General features: G+C 70.2%; 14 protein-coding genes and 1 riboswitch. Of the genes, 7 read left to right on the plus strand and 7 right to left on the minus strand.

The window, feature by feature from the left end; genetic code table 11:
* Positions 1 to 135 precede the first annotated feature (135 nt).
* Both ACFYOV_RS05525 and thiC read right to left on the minus strand, forming a co-directional pair.
* A complete protein-coding gene (locus tag ACFYOV_RS05525; RefSeq protein ID WP_389083127.1) occupies positions 136 to 1,596 on the minus strand; it encodes a VWA domain-containing protein in 1,461 nt (486 codons plus the stop codon).
* Between the two features lie 340 nt (positions 1,597 to 1,936).
* Positions 1,937 to 3,733, minus strand: coding sequence for a phosphomethylpyrimidine synthase ThiC (gene thiC / locus ACFYOV_RS05530; protein WP_389083129.1), 1,797 nt, complete (start codon positions 3,731 to 3,733; stop codon positions 1,937 to 1,939).
* Positions 3,726 to 3,915, minus strand: a riboswitch (TPP riboswitch). Its footprint overlaps the gene before it by 8 nt.
* A 72-nt stretch (positions 3,916 to 3,987) precedes the next feature.
* Here thiC and ACFYOV_RS05535 point away from each other — a divergent pair.
* A complete protein-coding gene (locus ACFYOV_RS05535; protein ID WP_389083131.1) occupies positions 3,988 to 5,715 on the plus strand; it encodes a YibE/F family protein in 1,728 nt (575 codons plus the stop codon).
* A gap of 272 nt (positions 5,716 to 5,987) precedes the next feature.
* Here ACFYOV_RS05535 and ACFYOV_RS05540 read toward each other — a convergent pair whose 3' ends face one another.
* From ACFYOV_RS05540 to ACFYOV_RS05555, 4 genes are all read right to left on the minus strand, one after another.
* On the minus strand, positions 5,988 to 6,422 hold the full coding sequence (locus ACFYOV_RS05540) for an SsgA family sporulation/cell division regulator (RefSeq protein ID WP_389083134.1): 435 nt from the start codon (positions 6,420 to 6,422) through the stop codon (positions 5,988 to 5,990).
* Between the two features lie 98 nt (positions 6,423 to 6,520).
* Positions 6,521 to 7,351, minus strand: a complete 831-nt coding sequence (locus ACFYOV_RS05545) for an IclR family transcriptional regulator (protein ID WP_389083136.1) — start codon at positions 7,349 to 7,351, stop codon at positions 6,521 to 6,523.
* Positions 7,352 to 7,548: 197 nt separating this feature from the next.
* Positions 7,549 to 7,761 carry a DUF5326 family protein gene (locus ACFYOV_RS05550; protein ID WP_389083139.1) on the minus strand — a complete coding sequence of 71 codons (213 nt, stop codon included), beginning with the start codon at positions 7,759 to 7,761 and terminating at the stop codon, positions 7,549 to 7,551.
* Positions 7,762 to 7,911: 150 nt separating this feature from the next.
* Entirely contained in the window at positions 7,912 to 8,229 is a 318-nt protein-coding gene (locus ACFYOV_RS05555; protein WP_389083140.1) for a cupin domain-containing protein, read from the minus strand.
* Positions 8,230 to 8,288: 59 nt separating this feature from the next.
* On the opposite strand from ACFYOV_RS05555, the gene ACFYOV_RS05560 reads away from it, so the two are divergent.
* From ACFYOV_RS05560 to ACFYOV_RS05585, 6 genes are all read left to right on the plus strand, one after another.
* Positions 8,289 to 8,666 carry a phage holin family protein gene (locus ACFYOV_RS05560; RefSeq protein WP_389083143.1) on the plus strand — a complete coding sequence of 126 codons (378 nt, stop codon included), beginning with the start codon at positions 8,289 to 8,291 and terminating at the stop codon, positions 8,664 to 8,666.
* Positions 8,667 to 8,669: 3 nt separating this feature from the next.
* On the plus strand, positions 8,670 to 9,161 hold the full coding sequence (locus ACFYOV_RS05565) for a low molecular weight protein-tyrosine-phosphatase (RefSeq protein ID WP_389083145.1): 492 nt from the start codon (positions 8,670 to 8,672) through the stop codon (positions 9,159 to 9,161).
* Positions 9,158 to 10,315 (plus strand): cystathionine gamma-lyase, encoded by a 1,158-nt coding sequence (locus ACFYOV_RS05570; RefSeq protein ID WP_389083148.1) that lies wholly within the window; start codon positions 9,158 to 9,160, stop codon positions 10,313 to 10,315. Before ACFYOV_RS05565 ends, ACFYOV_RS05570 begins: the two co-directional genes overlap by 4 nt.
* Before the next feature lie 224 nt (positions 10,316 to 10,539).
* Positions 10,540 to 11,454, plus strand: a complete 915-nt coding sequence (locus ACFYOV_RS05575) for a LysR family transcriptional regulator (protein WP_389083150.1) — start codon at positions 10,540 to 10,542, stop codon at positions 11,452 to 11,454.
* 84 nt (positions 11,455 to 11,538) lie between these two features.
* The gene (locus tag ACFYOV_RS05580; protein WP_389083152.1) at positions 11,539 to 12,021 is read left to right on the plus strand and encodes an NUDIX domain-containing protein; all 483 of its coding nucleotides are present in this window, start codon (positions 11,539 to 11,541) and stop codon (positions 12,019 to 12,021) included.
* Positions 12,022 to 12,224: 203 nt separating this feature from the next.
* Entirely contained in the window at positions 12,225 to 13,091 is an 867-nt protein-coding gene (locus ACFYOV_RS05585; protein WP_389083155.1) for a GNAT family N-acetyltransferase, read from the plus strand.
* Between the two features lie 71 nt (positions 13,092 to 13,162).
* On the opposite strand, the gene ACFYOV_RS05590 is transcribed toward ACFYOV_RS05585, so the two are convergent.
* Positions 13,163 to 13,582, minus strand: a complete 420-nt coding sequence (locus ACFYOV_RS05590; RefSeq protein ID WP_389083157.1) for a heme-binding protein — start codon at positions 13,580 to 13,582, stop codon at positions 13,163 to 13,165.
* Positions 13,583 to 13,676 lie beyond the last annotated feature (94 nt).

A 13,676-nucleotide genomic window follows, 5' to 3' on the forward strand; every position in this document is an offset into this window, starting at 1 on the left:
CGGGGGCGGGATGAGGGGCGCCGGGGGCCGTCGCAGCGAGCGGACCTCGGGGTGTCAAGTGTCGCGGGCGTCAGGGCGTCGGCGGTGTGACGGCATCGGGGCGTCGCGGCGGTACCCTCCGGGTCGCCGGGCCGGTCAGATGATGCCCGCGCGCCCCGCCGCCGTGATCCACTGGGGGAACTCGGACAGTATCCGGTCGTAGAGTTCCTGGTCGGGCACGGTGCTGATGTCGTCGACGGCGAAGAAGCCGACGTTGTCGACACGGCGGCCCGGGAGCGTGTCGAAGCGCTCCAGCACCCCGTAATTGGCCCGGCCCAGCCCCACGAACTGCCAGAAGACGGGTTCCTCCACCGCCTCGCGCAGTTCCCGTTCGATCTCGGCGTTGCGGTAGACACCGCCGTCGGAGAAGAACAGCACCAGCGTGGGAGCCGCCGCCGGGTTCTCCCGGACGAACCCGCGGACCTCGGCGATGACCTTCTGCTCCTCGTTCTGGATGCCGACGTCCCGCATGTCGACCTGATCGGCCGCCAGCCCCTTCTTCCGTCCGCGCCGCCGGAACAGACCCATCTCGCCGACGCGCACGTGCAGCCGCAGCCACTCGGGTAGCTCGCCCAGCCGTAGGTCCGGCAGCCGGGCCGGGTTCGAGGCGAACGTCCAAGCCTGCATCTCGCCGTCGTCATCGAGCTGCGCGGCCACGGCGGCCATGCGCTCGACGACATCGCTCACGACGCCCTTGGAGTAGAGCATCGCCATCGACCCGGAGGCGTCGAGGACGAGCACGACGCGCGCGGTCACCCCGGCCGCCCCGTGCTTGCGCAGGCTGACGGCGACCTGCTCCTTGCGCAGGGACAGCCGCTTGCGCATGTCGACGGGCAGCCGCTCCTCCCCCTTGGTGAGCCGGGGGGCGCCGGGCGGGGGAGCGGCGGGTGGGACGGAGGCGGGTCGCCTGGAGGGGGCGGCGGTGGCTGCGGGCTCCGTCACCGCCGGAGATGCCGGAGATGCCGGGGGTCCGGGAGGAGCGGCAGGGGGAGTGGGCGCGGAAGACGCGGGGGCCGCGGAGGGAGCGTCGTCCACCGTGATGCCGAAGTCGGTGGCCAGTCCGGCGAGTCCGGAGGCGTACCCCTGGCCCACCGCGCGGAACTTCCACCTGCCCTGTCTCCGGTACAACTCCCCGCCGACGAGCGCCGTCTCCGTCCCGGCCTCGATGTCGAACCTCGCGACCTCGCCGCCCGTGCCGGCGTCGAGCAGCCTCAACGACAGCCCCGGCACCTGGCCGAACGTCCCGCCGTCGGCCGAGGCACACAGCACGATGCGCTCGACGACCGGCTCCAGCGAGCGCAGGTCCACCTCCACGGTGTCGGTCGCGGCGGCGCCGGTACTCCGCTTGCCCAGGTGCGTCACGGCCCGGGACGCGTGACGCGGCTGGTTGTAGAAGACGAAGTCCCCGTCGTCCCGCACCCTCCCCGCCGCCGTGAGCAGCAGTGCCGAGGCATCGACGTCGGGCACCCCGGGCCCGCCGGTCCAGGCGATCTCGACGCGCACCACAGGGGCGTCGACGGGAAGGTTGGAGCCCTTGCTCATGGATGTCACGGTCATGCACCCAGTCTGCCGAGTGGACGCCCACGGTGCGGAGAGGTGGGCGGAGCAGCGCATCCGGCGTTGGCATCGGTTCCGGCGTACTCCGAGGAGAACGCCCGCGATGCGGATCACGAAGCGATACGAGAGGTACCCGATCGGTTCAGCGTCGGCGCGTGCGGAGTTGCCCATCGATACACGTCCGGAATCGGGAACCCGAAATCGGGACACCGGAATCTGGCACCCGGACGGCAATACGGTGCGACTCCGCCCGCACACACGGGCGCCATGGATGACGAGGCCGAGGATTCCGGTCCGGCCCGCGCTACAGCGCACCGGACCGGATTCCCCGTGGAGGGACTCAGTCGGCCAGCGGGAGGTACACCCGGTTGCCCGCCGCCGCGAACTCCTTCGACTTCTGGGCCATGCCCTCCTCGATCTCGGTCCGCGTACCGCCGTGTTCGCGGCGGATGTCCTGCGAGATCTTCATCGAGCAGAACTTCGGCCCGCACATCGAGCAGAAGTGGGCCGTCTTGGCGGGCTCCGCCGGCAGCGTCTCGTCGTGGAACTCCCGTGCCGTGTCCGGGTCGAGGGCCAGGTTGAACTGGTCCTCCCACCGGAACTCGAAGCGCGCGTCGGACAGCGCGTCGTCCCACTCCTGCGCGCCCGGGTGCCCCTTGGCCAGGTCCGCCGCGTGGGCGGCGATCTTGTAGGTGATGACGCCGGTCTTGACGTCGTCCCGGTTGGGCAGACCCAGGTGCTCCTTGGGCGTGACGTAGCAGAGCATCGCCGTGCCCCACCAGGCGATCATCGCGGCACCGATGCCCGAGGTGATGTGGTCGTAGGCAGGCGCGACGTCGGTCGTCAGCGGGCCGAGCGTATAGAACGGAGCCTCGTCACAGATCTCCTGCTGAAGGTCGATGTTCTCCTTGATCTTGTGCATCGGGACATGTCCCGGGCCCTCGATCATGGTCTGCACGTTGAAACGCTTCGCGATCCGGTTGAGTTCCCCGAGCGTCCTCAACTCCGCGAACTGAGCCTCGTCGTTGGCATCCGCGATGGACCCCGGCCGCAGGCCGTCGCCGAGGGAGTACGTCACGTCGTACGCGGCGAGGATCTCGCAGAGCTCCTCGAAGTTCTCGTACAGGAAGGACTCCTTGTGGTGTGCCAGACACCACGCGGCCATGATCGAGCCACCGCGCGAGACGATGCCGGTCTTGCGGTTGGCGGTGAGCGGCACGTACGCCAGGCGCACGCCCGCGTGGACCGTCATGTAGTCCACGCCCTGCTCTGCCTGCTCGATGACCGTGTCCTTGTAGATGTCCCAGGTCAGTTCCTCGGCCCTGCCGTCGACCTTCTCCAGCGCCTGGTAGAGCGGCACGGTACCGATGGGCACGGGCGAGTTGCGCAGCACCCACTCGCGGGTGGTGTGGATGTTGCGGCCGGTGGAGAGGTCCATGACGGTGTCGGCGCCCCAGCGGGTCGCCCAGGTCATCTTCTCGACCTCCTCCTCGATGGAGGACGTCACCGCCGAGTTGCCGATGTTGGCGTTGACCTTCACCAGGAACCGCTTGCCGATGATCATCGGCTCGATCTCCGGGTGGTTGACGTTCGCCGGCAGAACCGCCCGGCCCGCCGCGATCTCCTCCCGAACCACCTCGGGAGACACGTTCTCGCGGATCGCCACGTACTCCATCTCCGGCGTGATCTCGCCCCGCCGTGCGTACGCGAGTTGAGTGACGGCCGCACCGTCACGCCCCCGGCGCGGCAGGCGCGGCCGTCCCGGGAAGACCGCATCGAGGTTGCGCAGACCACCGCGCGGTGAGGTGTGCTTGATACCGTCGTCCTCGGGACGGACGGGACGGCCCGCGTACTCCTCGGTGTCGCCGCGGGCGATGATCCAGTTCTCCCGCAGCGGCTGCAGACCCCTGCGGACGTCGGTGTCGACGAGTGGATCGGTGTACGGGCCCGATGTGTCGTACAACGTCATCGACTGCCCGTTCGTGAGATGCACCTGACGGACCGGCACGCGCAGATCGGGGCGGGTGCCCTCGATGTACGCCTTGTGCCAGCCGATGGACTTCCCGGCCTCCCCGCTCACCGACGTCTCCGTCGAGTTCTGCGTGGAGGCAGGCGTGCGCGCGTCCTTGCTGGTCATGAGACCTACTCCCTACGCCGGCATTACCCGGTAACAGGTTCGGCGGTCGACGCAGCGGTATCCGTCTGCCGACGTTCCGTGTGAAACATCACTCTGCTTCGGTGATGTTTCATGTGAAACATCGCAGGGACGGAGGTCAGCGCCCTCTCAGCCCGGTGCTCCGAGCTCCCGCGTGTACAAAAGGTGCCTCCACGCTAGCGTCAGTTCTGGCGCGGTGACCAGAGGGTCCCCTTCGTTCTTGCGATGATCGGTCGGTGACCTCGACGCAACCTCCCCCGTACCCACCGCCCGAACCACCCCGCGGATCCGGCGCCGGAAACGGCGTGGGCCGTGGCGGAGGCGATGCCGGATTCGGCTACGGTCGGGCGCCCGGAACCGGAGCGCCCGACGGGCACGGCACCGGCCGGAACCCGGGTGGTGACGTCTACGGCAGCGGCCCGAACCTGGGCGCCGGCCACGGCGACCAGCCCCAGCGGGGAGGACGAGGCGGCTACGGCGACGGCCCCGGCCATGGTCGTGGCGAACACGGCCACGGCGGAGGTCGGGGTTCCGGTGACCGTGGCAGTGATGGCACGGGCGACGGTTGGGGTGCCGGTGACCCTGGCGGTGCCGGTGGCGACGGCGGGGGCGACGGCGGGCGTGGACGCGGCGGGGATGCCGGGGGCGGTGGCGGGCACGGCCATCCACATGGTCACAGTCACAGCCACGGTCCGGCCGCTCCCGTGTCGCAGCACCTGCGCAAGGTCATCGCGGCGATCCTGATCCCGTTCGCGGCCGCGGTCCTGATCGGCCTCGCCGTGCTGTGGCCGGGCGGTGCTCCGGGGCACGAACGCACCGGTGTCGGTTTCGACCGGCAGACGCAGCAGGCCACCGTGACCGAGGTGGTCGAGGTGAGCTGCGCGTCCGTCAACGCCTCCGGAGGCGTCCCGACCGGCGACACCTCCACCGCCGAGGGCTCCTCCGCCCAGCAGCAGGCGGACGGCACCTGCAAGAAGGCGACCGTCCGCGTCGACACCGGCAAGGACAAGGGCCGTACGTTCACCGAGATCGTGCAGCCGGACCAGTCCCGTCAGCTGAGCGAGGGTCAGGAAGTTGTCGTGGCCTACGAGCCCTCGGCCCCCCAGGACCTCCAGTACTCGGTGACGGACGTGAACCGGCGCCTCCCCCTGGCGCTGCTCGCCGGCATCTTCGCGCTCGCCGTCGTGGCCGTCGGCCGGTTGCGCGGTGTGATGGCGCTCGTTTCGCTGGCGATCAGCTTCCTGGTGCTGAACTTCTTCATCCTGCCCGCCATCCTCCAGGGCTCGAACCCGCTGGTCGTGGCGGTGGTGGGGGCGAGCGCGATCATGCTGATCGCCCTGTACCTCTGTCACGGGCCATCGGCGCGCACATCCGTGGCGGTGCTCGGCACCCTCGTCTCACTGCTGCTGATCGGTGTCCTCGGCTCGGTCTTCATCGGGTGGGCGGCGCTCACCGGCAACACCGACGACAACACCGGCCTGATCCACGGGCTGTATCCCGAGATCGACATGAGCGGTCTGCTGCTGGCCGGCGTCATCATCGGTTCCCTCGGTGTCCTCGACGATGTGACGGTCACGCAGACGTCCGCGGTCTGGGAGCTTCATGAGGCCAACCCGTCGGTGGGCCGGCGCGGGCTGTACCGCGCGGGCATCCGGATCGGCCGCGACCACATCGCCTCCGTGGTCAACACGCTCGTCCTCGCCTACGCGGGCGCCGCACTGCCCCTGTTGCTGCTGTTCTCCATCGCCCAGAGCAGCGTGGGGACGGTCGCCAACAGCGAGCTGGTGGCGGAGGAGATCGTGCGCACACTGATCGGATCTATCGGTCTGGTCGCCTCGGTGCCGGTCACCACGGCCCTGGCCGCCCTGGTGGTCTCGGCCGACCGTCCTCCGGCCAAGGGACAGACGGAGGCTGCCCAGTCGGCTCCGGCGCGCGGCGGCCGGGGCAGGCGGCGCAAGCGCTGACGTCGTCCGCTCCGGGCGGCGGTTCACGCCCCCACCGCCTCGTCAGCTGCCGGTATGGCCTGTTCCGAGCCTGCTCCCGGCCGTCCCCGGCCGCTGGACCGTCCGTCCCGGCCGACGGCTCACCCCCCTCCGTCCGCCGGGCCACGCCGCGTCCGGTGTCAAGGCCGCCGCCCCCTCCGCAGAACCGTTCCTGCCTAGAGGGGCGGCGACCAGGGCAAGCCGACCGACGCCGCCCCGGGTGAAGCATTGCATCACCCTCCCGGGCGAGCGCTTCACCCGGCCCCCTGCTCCGCCAGGATGCGGTCCAGCGCGTCGTCGAGGTGGGCGTCGAAGTCGGCCAGCGCCCCCTCCTGCCCCAGTGGCACCAGCTTGTCCGTGCGGTCGAGGAAGGCGACGAGGGGCGCCGTGGACGACCGGAACAACGCGTGGTCGGTGCCGACCTGAAGCCGGATCAGCACCTCGCCCAATGTGTCGGGTTCCACCGGCCCGACCCGCACATCGCCCTCACCGCAGGGCCGCCCGACGCCGTCGATCAGCAGTTCCCGGCCGAACGCCCACGTCACGGGGGCGTCGCCCGGCAGATGGAAGGTCAGCCGTACGGCGTAGGGATCACAGGTGTCGTAGCGCAGCTCCACCGGGATGCGGAAGGACAGCTCCTCCGACACGAGAAAGCTCATCATGACCTCTGCCTGCACGGACTCGCGCATCGCCTACCCCGTCATTCGCCGTCGACTGGCCGGGAATGGACCCCTGACACTTGGTGAATCTTGCTGAACGTACACACCAGATCACAAGGAGTGATTTTTCAGATACTGATAGAGAGCGCGAACGAACCGATCAGCCGGCCCACCTCCGCCTGGAGCCGCTGTGCCGCGGGCACCAGCCGGTCGGACTGGTGGACGGGCAGGGAGATGGCGATCGTGGCGGCCATGGTGCCGACGGTGATGGGAAGGGCGGCGCAGACCGTACCCAGGGCGTACTCCTGCCGCTCGGTCACCAGATCCATGCGACGGGTGCGCTCCAGCCGCCGCAGCAGACTGTGGTCGTCGCGCACGGTGTACGGGGTCACGGGCTGGGCCGGGTAGCGGTCGAGGTGGTCACGACGGGCGTCCTCGTCGAGCTGGGACAGCAGACACTGACCCACCGCGTGGGCGTGGGCGGTCTCCCGGAAGCCGGCCCACTCCTCGACCGCCGGGTAGGCGGCGCTCTCCGAGACGCACAGGACGTCGACCTCCCCCTCCCGGTACGCCGCGTAGTAGACGGGAGCTCCGACGAGGTCACGCCAGCGGGCGAGCGCGTCGACAACCGTGCTGCGACGTTTCTGCTGTGCTGCGCTGCTGCTCAGCAGCTCGGCCGCCTCACCCAGGAAGAACAGTCCCCGGTCCCGGCGCAGATAGCCCTCGTGGACGAGGGTGCGCAGCAGGTGGTACGTCGTGGGGAGCGCCAGCCCCGTCTCGCGGGCCAGTTGCTTGGCGGGCGCGCCGTACTCGTGTCCCGCGACGGTCTCCAGCAACCGCATGGCGCGCTGCACGGAGCCGATGAGGGTCGCGGTGGGGGCCGCCGCGGGGGGATCCGGTGAGCGGGGCTGCGCGGGGACCGCGGTGAGGTGTGCAGGGGCGGTGTCAGCCGTGGCCAAGGGTCACTCCCGAAGCGCGAGGGGGCAGCCCGTGCGGGTGCACGGGTGGGGGTCTACGCCGCTCGCGGGGATCGTCCCCGCGTCGAGTTCCCGGACTCTAACCGCCTGTCACCGCACGCAGACGGGCCCTTCGGGAAACTTCCCCCGCCCGAGGGAACCGGCGGATTCCGTTACCGCTCCACCGGTCCCCGTGGCACTCACCAGTCGCCGCGCGACGAGGAACTCGTTGTGAACTTCCGTACGACATAGATCAGTCCGCCGACCAGGGCGACGAAGACCAGCAGTTTGAACAGCAGTCCGACGACGAACCCGACCACGCTGGCGATCAGTCCGCCGAACACGACCAGGGCGATGACCGGCACCGCGATCCACTTCACCCACCACGGAAGTCCCGCGAAGATCTCTCGCATCGCCCTCGTCCTTGCCTCTCCGCCCGTCGAGCGCCCGGGTCGCTTCGATGATGTCCTGCACTCGATGCTAGGGCGGCGGGCGGGACGGCGGGGGCCTCGCATCCCTTGTCCTCCCCTGACGCGTCCCCTAGGGAACCCCGAGGACGCGGCTCAGCTCTCCGGGGGAGAGAACACCACCAGGACCCGCAGGTCCTCGCTGATGTGGTGGAACTTGTGGGCGACGCCGGCCGGCACGTAGACGACGCTTCCGCGCGCCACCTGCGTGGTCTCCATGCCGACGGTGATCGCCGCCCGGCCGCTCACGACGAAGTACACCTCGTCCTGGTCGTGCGGCTTCTGCGGGTCCAGGGCACCGGCGTCCAGGGCGTAGAGGCCGACCGACATGTTCCGCTCGCGCAGGAACTGGAGGTACGCCCCGTCGTTGGCGGCGCGTTCCGCCTCCAGTTCGTCCAACCGGAATGCTTTCATCGCCTTGTCCGCCCCCGCATCACTGCTCAGTTCCGGTCGTGTCTGCCACGATCAGACACATGATGAATTTCCTAGTCAAGACGATCGCCAACGCGGGCGCCCTGGCGGTCGCGGTATGGCTGCTGGACAAGATCACCCTCACAGGTGACAGCACGGGCAAGAAGATCGGTACCCTGCTCCTCGTCGCACTGATCTTCGGCCTGGTGAACGTCCTGGTCAAGCCGATCGTGAAGCTCCTCAGCCTCCCGTTGCTGATCCTGACGCTGGGCCTGTTCACCCTGGTGGTGAACGCGTTGATGCTGCTGCTCACCTCCTGGCTCGCCGACGGGCTCGACCTGAGCTTCCATGTGGAGGGCTTCTGGACGGCCGTCCTGGGCGGCCTGATCATCTCGATCGTCTCCTGGGCGCTGAACGTCGTCCTGCCCGACAAGGACTGAGCGATGACCTACCGCGTCTGCTTCGTCTGCACCGGCAACATCTGCCGCTCCCCCATGGCCGAGGTCGTCTTCCGCGCACGCGTGGCGGAGGCCGGACTCGAGGGCCTGGTCGAGGTCGACAGCGCCGGGACCGGCGGCTGGCACGAGGGCGACGGCGCCGACCCGCGCACGGTGACCGTCCTGGAGGAGCACGGATACGACGCCGTCCACATCGCCCGGCAGTTCGATCCGTCCTGGTTCTCCCGGCTCGATCTCGTCGTCGCGCTCGACTCCGGCCACCTCCGGGCGCTGCGCCGCTTGGCGCCCACGGAGCGGGACGCGGCCAAGGTGCGCCTGCTGCGCTCGTTCGACCCGGCCACCGACGACGACCTCGACGTTCCCGACCCGTACTACGGAGAGGCGGACGGCTTCGACGCGTGCCTCGAGATGGTGGAGGCGGCAAGCGTCGGTCTGCTCGCCGCGGTACGCGCGCAGGTGGAAGGACGAGCCGCATGAACGAGTCGATCACGGACGGGGGAGCCGACGGCGGGACCGGTGACGGCACGCGCGCGGTACGGGCCGGGCTGCCCGAGCCGGTCAAGCACGAGCCGACCCTGCCGGGGCCGGTGTTCGCCGCGCACTTTCATCTGCCCGGCGACCCCGTCGGCCCGTACACCTACGGCCGGGACGAGAACCCGACCTGGACCCTGCTGGAGCGGGCCATCGGCGAGCTGGAGGCGCCGGGGGAGGACGGCGTCGAGACCCTCGCCTTCGCCTCCGGCATGGCCGCGATCTCCGCGGTGCTCTTCTCCCAGCTGCGCGCCGGTGACGTGGCCGTCCTGCCCGACGACGGCTACCAGGCGCTGCCCTTGGCGCACGACCAGCTCCGGGCGTACGGCATCGAGGTGCGCACCGCGCCGACCGCCCGGGACGCCCAGCTCGACGTGCTCGACGGCGCGAAGCTGCTGTGGATCGAGACCCCGTCGAACCCCGGCCTCGATGTGTGCGACGTGCGGCGCCTCGCCGAGGCGGCACACGCGCGCGGTGCGCTGGTCGCCGTCGACAACACCCTGGCCACGCCGCTCGGCCAGCGTCCGCTGGAGCTCGGCGCCGACTTCGCCGTGGCCAGCGGCACCAAGCAGCTCACCGGACACGGTGACGTCCTCCTGGGATACGTCGCCGGACGCGATCCCGAGGCCCTGGCGGCCGTGCGCAGATGGCGCAAGATCGCCGGGGCGATCCCCGGGCCGATGGAGGCGTGGCTCGCACACCGTTCGATCGCCACGCTGCACCTGCGCGTCGACCGGCAGAACGCCACCGCGCTGACGGTCGCCCGGGCGCTGCGGGAGCGGCCGGAGGTGACGGGACTCCGGTATCCGGGACTGCCCGAGGACCCTGCGTACAAGATCGCCTCGCAGCAGATGCGGCGCTACGGGTGCGTGGTGTCCTTCACGCTGCCCACGCGCACACGGGCGGACCGGTTCCTGGACGCCCTGCGGCTCGTGGACGACGCGACGAGCTTCGGCGGGGTGCGCTCCACGGCCGAACGGCGCGGTCGCTGGGGAGGGGACGCGGTGCCGGAGGGCTTCATCCGGCTCTCCGTGGGCGCCGAGGATCCCGAGGACCTGGTCGCCGATGTGCTCCGCGCACTCGACGAGTCGGCCGACTGAGCCGTCCGGCAACGGGCGACACCGTCGCACGGCATACGACGGACGGTCCGAGCCTCCCCCCTCGTGGCTCGGACCGCCCCGGTTCCGCGCGCGAGAACCGCGCGACCAAGGCTAGTTGACTGTCTGTCAGTGTCCAATCACGGTAGCGACAGAGGCCTATCGACAAATTTATAGTTGGGCCTGGTCGGGGGCCGGGATCGGGGGCCGCAAGAGGGAGGAGAGCCGTGGATCTGGCCTTGCTGCGGACCTTCGTGACCGTGCACCGGGCCGGCTCCTTCACTCGCGCCGCCGCCCTGCTCGGCCTTTCCCAGCCCGCCGTGACCTCACAGATCCGGACGCTGGAACAGCAGTTGGGACGACCTCTGTTCCTGCGGCAGGCACGCGGGGTGACCCCGACGACCATCGGGGACGAGCTCGCCCACAAGGCCGCACCGCATCTGGACGCCCTGGTGGAGATCGCCGAGACAGGGCTGGAGGAGGACTCCTCCTTACGGACCCTGCACCTGGTCGGGCCTCTGGAGTTCACCGCCGAGCGGGCGTTGCCCGCGCTCACCGAGCTGACCGGCGAGGACGGCCAGGGTTTCGCCCTGCGTGCCTCCTTCGGCACCGCCGAGGAGGCTCTGGAGGGACTCGCCGCCGGCCATCATGATCTGGCCATCAGCACCGTCCGCCCCCGCGGCGCACTGCTCTCGGCGACCACTCTCTGCGACGAGGAGCATGTGCTGGTCGCCGCCCCGTGGTGGGTCGAGCACCTCGGCACCGGCGACCCCGACCGGACCGCCTCGTCCACCCTGGACGCTCTTGAACGGACTCCGGTGATCGAGGTGCACGAGTCGCTGCCCTTCGTCTCCCGCTACTGGGCCTCCGTCTTCGACTCCCGCCCTGTGGCCCCCGGGAGGGTCATCGTCCCGGATCTACGCGCGGTGCTCGCCTGTGCCGTGGCGGGCGCCGGGCTCGCGGTCCTGCCGCGCTATCTGTGCGAGCCCGCGCTCGAGCGGGGTGACGTGATCGCGCTGCACGAACCGGCTGTGCCTCCGCTGCGGACGTACTTCCTGGTGGTGCGCACGGGCACCCTGGCGATGCCGCATATCGCGCGGGCCCACGAGTGGTTGAGGCAGGCGGCCGAGGACTGGTGCTGAGCGAGCCGTAATGATCTCCCGCCGGCAACGCGACGGGTGGCCCATGGATGTTTCACGTGGAACCAGCCGGGCCACATTTCACCCATGACCGTCCGTCCTGTCGTCAAGCGCACCGCCCGTGCCGTTCTTCTGGACGGTGACGACCTGATCCTTATCAAGCGCACCAAGCCCGGTGTGGATCCCTACTGGGTCACCCCGGGCGGTGGAGTCGAGCCGGAGGACCCGACCGTCGTCGACGCCCTGCACCGAGAGGTGTACGAGGAACTCGGCGCCAAGATCACCGATGTGGTGCCCTGTTTCGTCGACACCATGGAACACATCGGCGAGGACGGGGGCGCCACGGGTGTGAAGGTGCAGCACTTCTTCGTATGCCGTCTGGAGTCCATGGACCCCTCCTTGCGGCACGGCCCGGAGGTCGACGAGCCGACCGGCGAGTACGAGATCGTTCGGGTGCCGTTCACCCGGGTCGGTATCGCATCCGTCCATCTCGTTCCGCTGTCGCTGCGGCACTACCTGGACGGCAACATCGAGGGGGTCCGCGCCATGCACGCCCCCGACCTGGGCTGACGTGGACCAGCCGTCCGCCCTCACCAGAGCGCAGGCCTCCCACAGGTCCATGTCCGCCGGCCACCCACCGTTCGTGCACGTTCCACGTGAAACACCCGCGCCCGCCATGTCGGGGGCGTCCTGACCGCTGCATGACCAAAAGCTCATGCGTGTCCGACGAAACGGGTGGACGCCGACGGTTCAGGTCGGACAGCCTGACCTGCGTGCCGACACCTTCCCTTGACGCTCTGCCCATTCGCCGCCTGACGCTCCGCGATCTCACCGCCTGCGCCGACCTGTCCGAGGACCGGGGGTGGCCACGGGAGGAACACAAGTGGGGGCTCCTCCTCTCCGCCGGCAAGGGTTACGGCATCGCTGACCCCGGTGGCGGCCTGGTCTCCGCCTGCGTCGTCACCGAGTACGGACCGCGGGAGTACCCGGCCCTCGGCGCCATCGGCATGGTGCTGGTGGCCGAGCGGCACGCACGACAGGGCGTGGGCCGTCGACTGATGCGCCACGTCATCTCGGCCATGGGCACCACGCCCCTCACCCTTCACGCGACGCCCAACGGCCGTCCTCTCTACGAGGAGCTCGGCTTCAAGGTCACCGGCCGGGCGGAGATGCTGCGCGGCCGTTTCGTCCCCGGTGGGCCCAAGCCCCGGATCGCCACCCGTGCGGCGACCGCCGAGGACCTTCCGGCGATTCTCCGGCTCGACGAGGAGGTGTTCGGCGTGGACCGTACGCACATCGTCACCCGGCTCCCCGCCTTCGCCGACCACCTGCGCGTCGCCGAGGACGGCGGGCGGCTCATCGGGTACGCGGCCGCCTGGCCCAACATGGACACCCATGTCGTGGGTCCGTTGATCGCCCGCGACACCGGCACGGCGAAGGCGCTCCTGGCGTCCCTCGCCGCACACAGCGACCGGCCGCTGCGCACCGACATCGACGTCCGGCACGAGGAGCTGCTGGCCTGGGCCAAGGAACGTGGTCTGGCGTCCGTCGCCTTCAACGCCGTCATGACCTACGGGATCACGGAGTTGCCAGGGGTCTGGCAACGGCGGTTCGCCCCGGTGACAGTCGCAGCGGGCTGAGCCGCACCGGCATGACGAACGCCGGTTCCCGATGCTCTCGGGAACCGGTGTTTCGTATGAGCAAGCCGGTGTCAGGCGAGCGCCTCCACGGCAGCCGTCGCTAAGGCGTGGTCCTGCTCCGGCGCTCCACCACCGACGCCGATAGCGCCGATCAGGCGTCCGTCGCGGTGGATGGGCAGGCCGCCCGCGATGAACAGCAGTGGCCGGTCGAGCGCGGTGGGAAGGGTGTGGAAGGGGCCACCGGGCTGCACGGCGTCGACGAGATCGGCGGTGGGCGCGTTCAGCTGGAGCGCGGTGTACGCCTTGCGAGTGCTGGTCTCGCCGGAGATCAGCACGGCCCGGTCGTCACGCCGGAAGGCGAGCAGATGGCCTCCGGCGTCCAGGACGGTGACGCTGACCGTCGCCCCGGCGGCTTCGGCGGCCCGGCGGGCGGTGGCCACGAGCGATTCGGTGTCGGCGATGCCGAGCGGGGCAGCGGTGGTGATGCGCATGGGATCGGTCTCCTGGTGTGGTGCGGGTGGTGCCGGCTGTGCCGAGGTGGGGCCAGCCGATGGCGGCGGGAACGGTCTTGACACCGCAGCGGTC

Source organism: Streptomyces sp. NPDC005931 (assembly GCF_042871235.1).
Taxonomy (GTDB): Bacteria; Actinomycetota; Actinomycetes; order Streptomycetales; family Streptomycetaceae; genus Streptomyces.

Excerpts from the sequence above, each read along its gene's own strand:
- ACFYOV_RS05525 (WP_389083127.1), bottom strand. The coding sequence starts at position 1,596 with ATGACCGTGACATCCATGAGCAAGGGCTCCAACCTTCCCGTCGACGCC.
- thiC (WP_389083129.1), bottom strand. The coding sequence starts at position 3,733 with ATGACCAGCAAGGACGCGCGCACGCCTGCCTCCACGCAGAACTCGACG.
- ACFYOV_RS05540 (WP_389083134.1), bottom strand. The coding sequence starts at position 6,422 with ATGCGCGAGTCCGTGCAGGCAGAGGTCATGATGAGCTTTCTCGTGTCG.
- ACFYOV_RS05550 (WP_389083139.1), bottom strand. The coding sequence starts at position 7,761 with ATGCGAGAGATCTTCGCGGGACTTCCGTGGTGGGTGAAGTGGATCGCG.
- ACFYOV_RS05555 (WP_389083140.1), bottom strand. The coding sequence starts at position 8,229 with ATGAAAGCATTCCGGTTGGACGAACTGGAGGCGGAACGCGCCGCCAAC.
- ACFYOV_RS05560 (WP_389083143.1), top strand. The coding sequence starts at position 8,289 with ATGATGAATTTCCTAGTCAAGACGATCGCCAACGCGGGCGCCCTGGCG.
- ACFYOV_RS05565 (WP_389083145.1), top strand. The coding sequence starts at position 8,670 with ATGACCTACCGCGTCTGCTTCGTCTGCACCGGCAACATCTGCCGCTCC.
- ACFYOV_RS05570 (WP_389083148.1), top strand. The coding sequence starts at position 9,158 with ATGAACGAGTCGATCACGGACGGGGGAGCCGACGGCGGGACCGGTGAC.
- ACFYOV_RS05580 (WP_389083152.1), top strand. The coding sequence starts at position 11,539 with ATGACCGTCCGTCCTGTCGTCAAGCGCACCGCCCGTGCCGTTCTTCTG.
- ACFYOV_RS05590 (WP_389083157.1), bottom strand. The coding sequence starts at position 13,582 with ATGCGCATCACCACCGCTGCCCCGCTCGGCATCGCCGACACCGAATCG.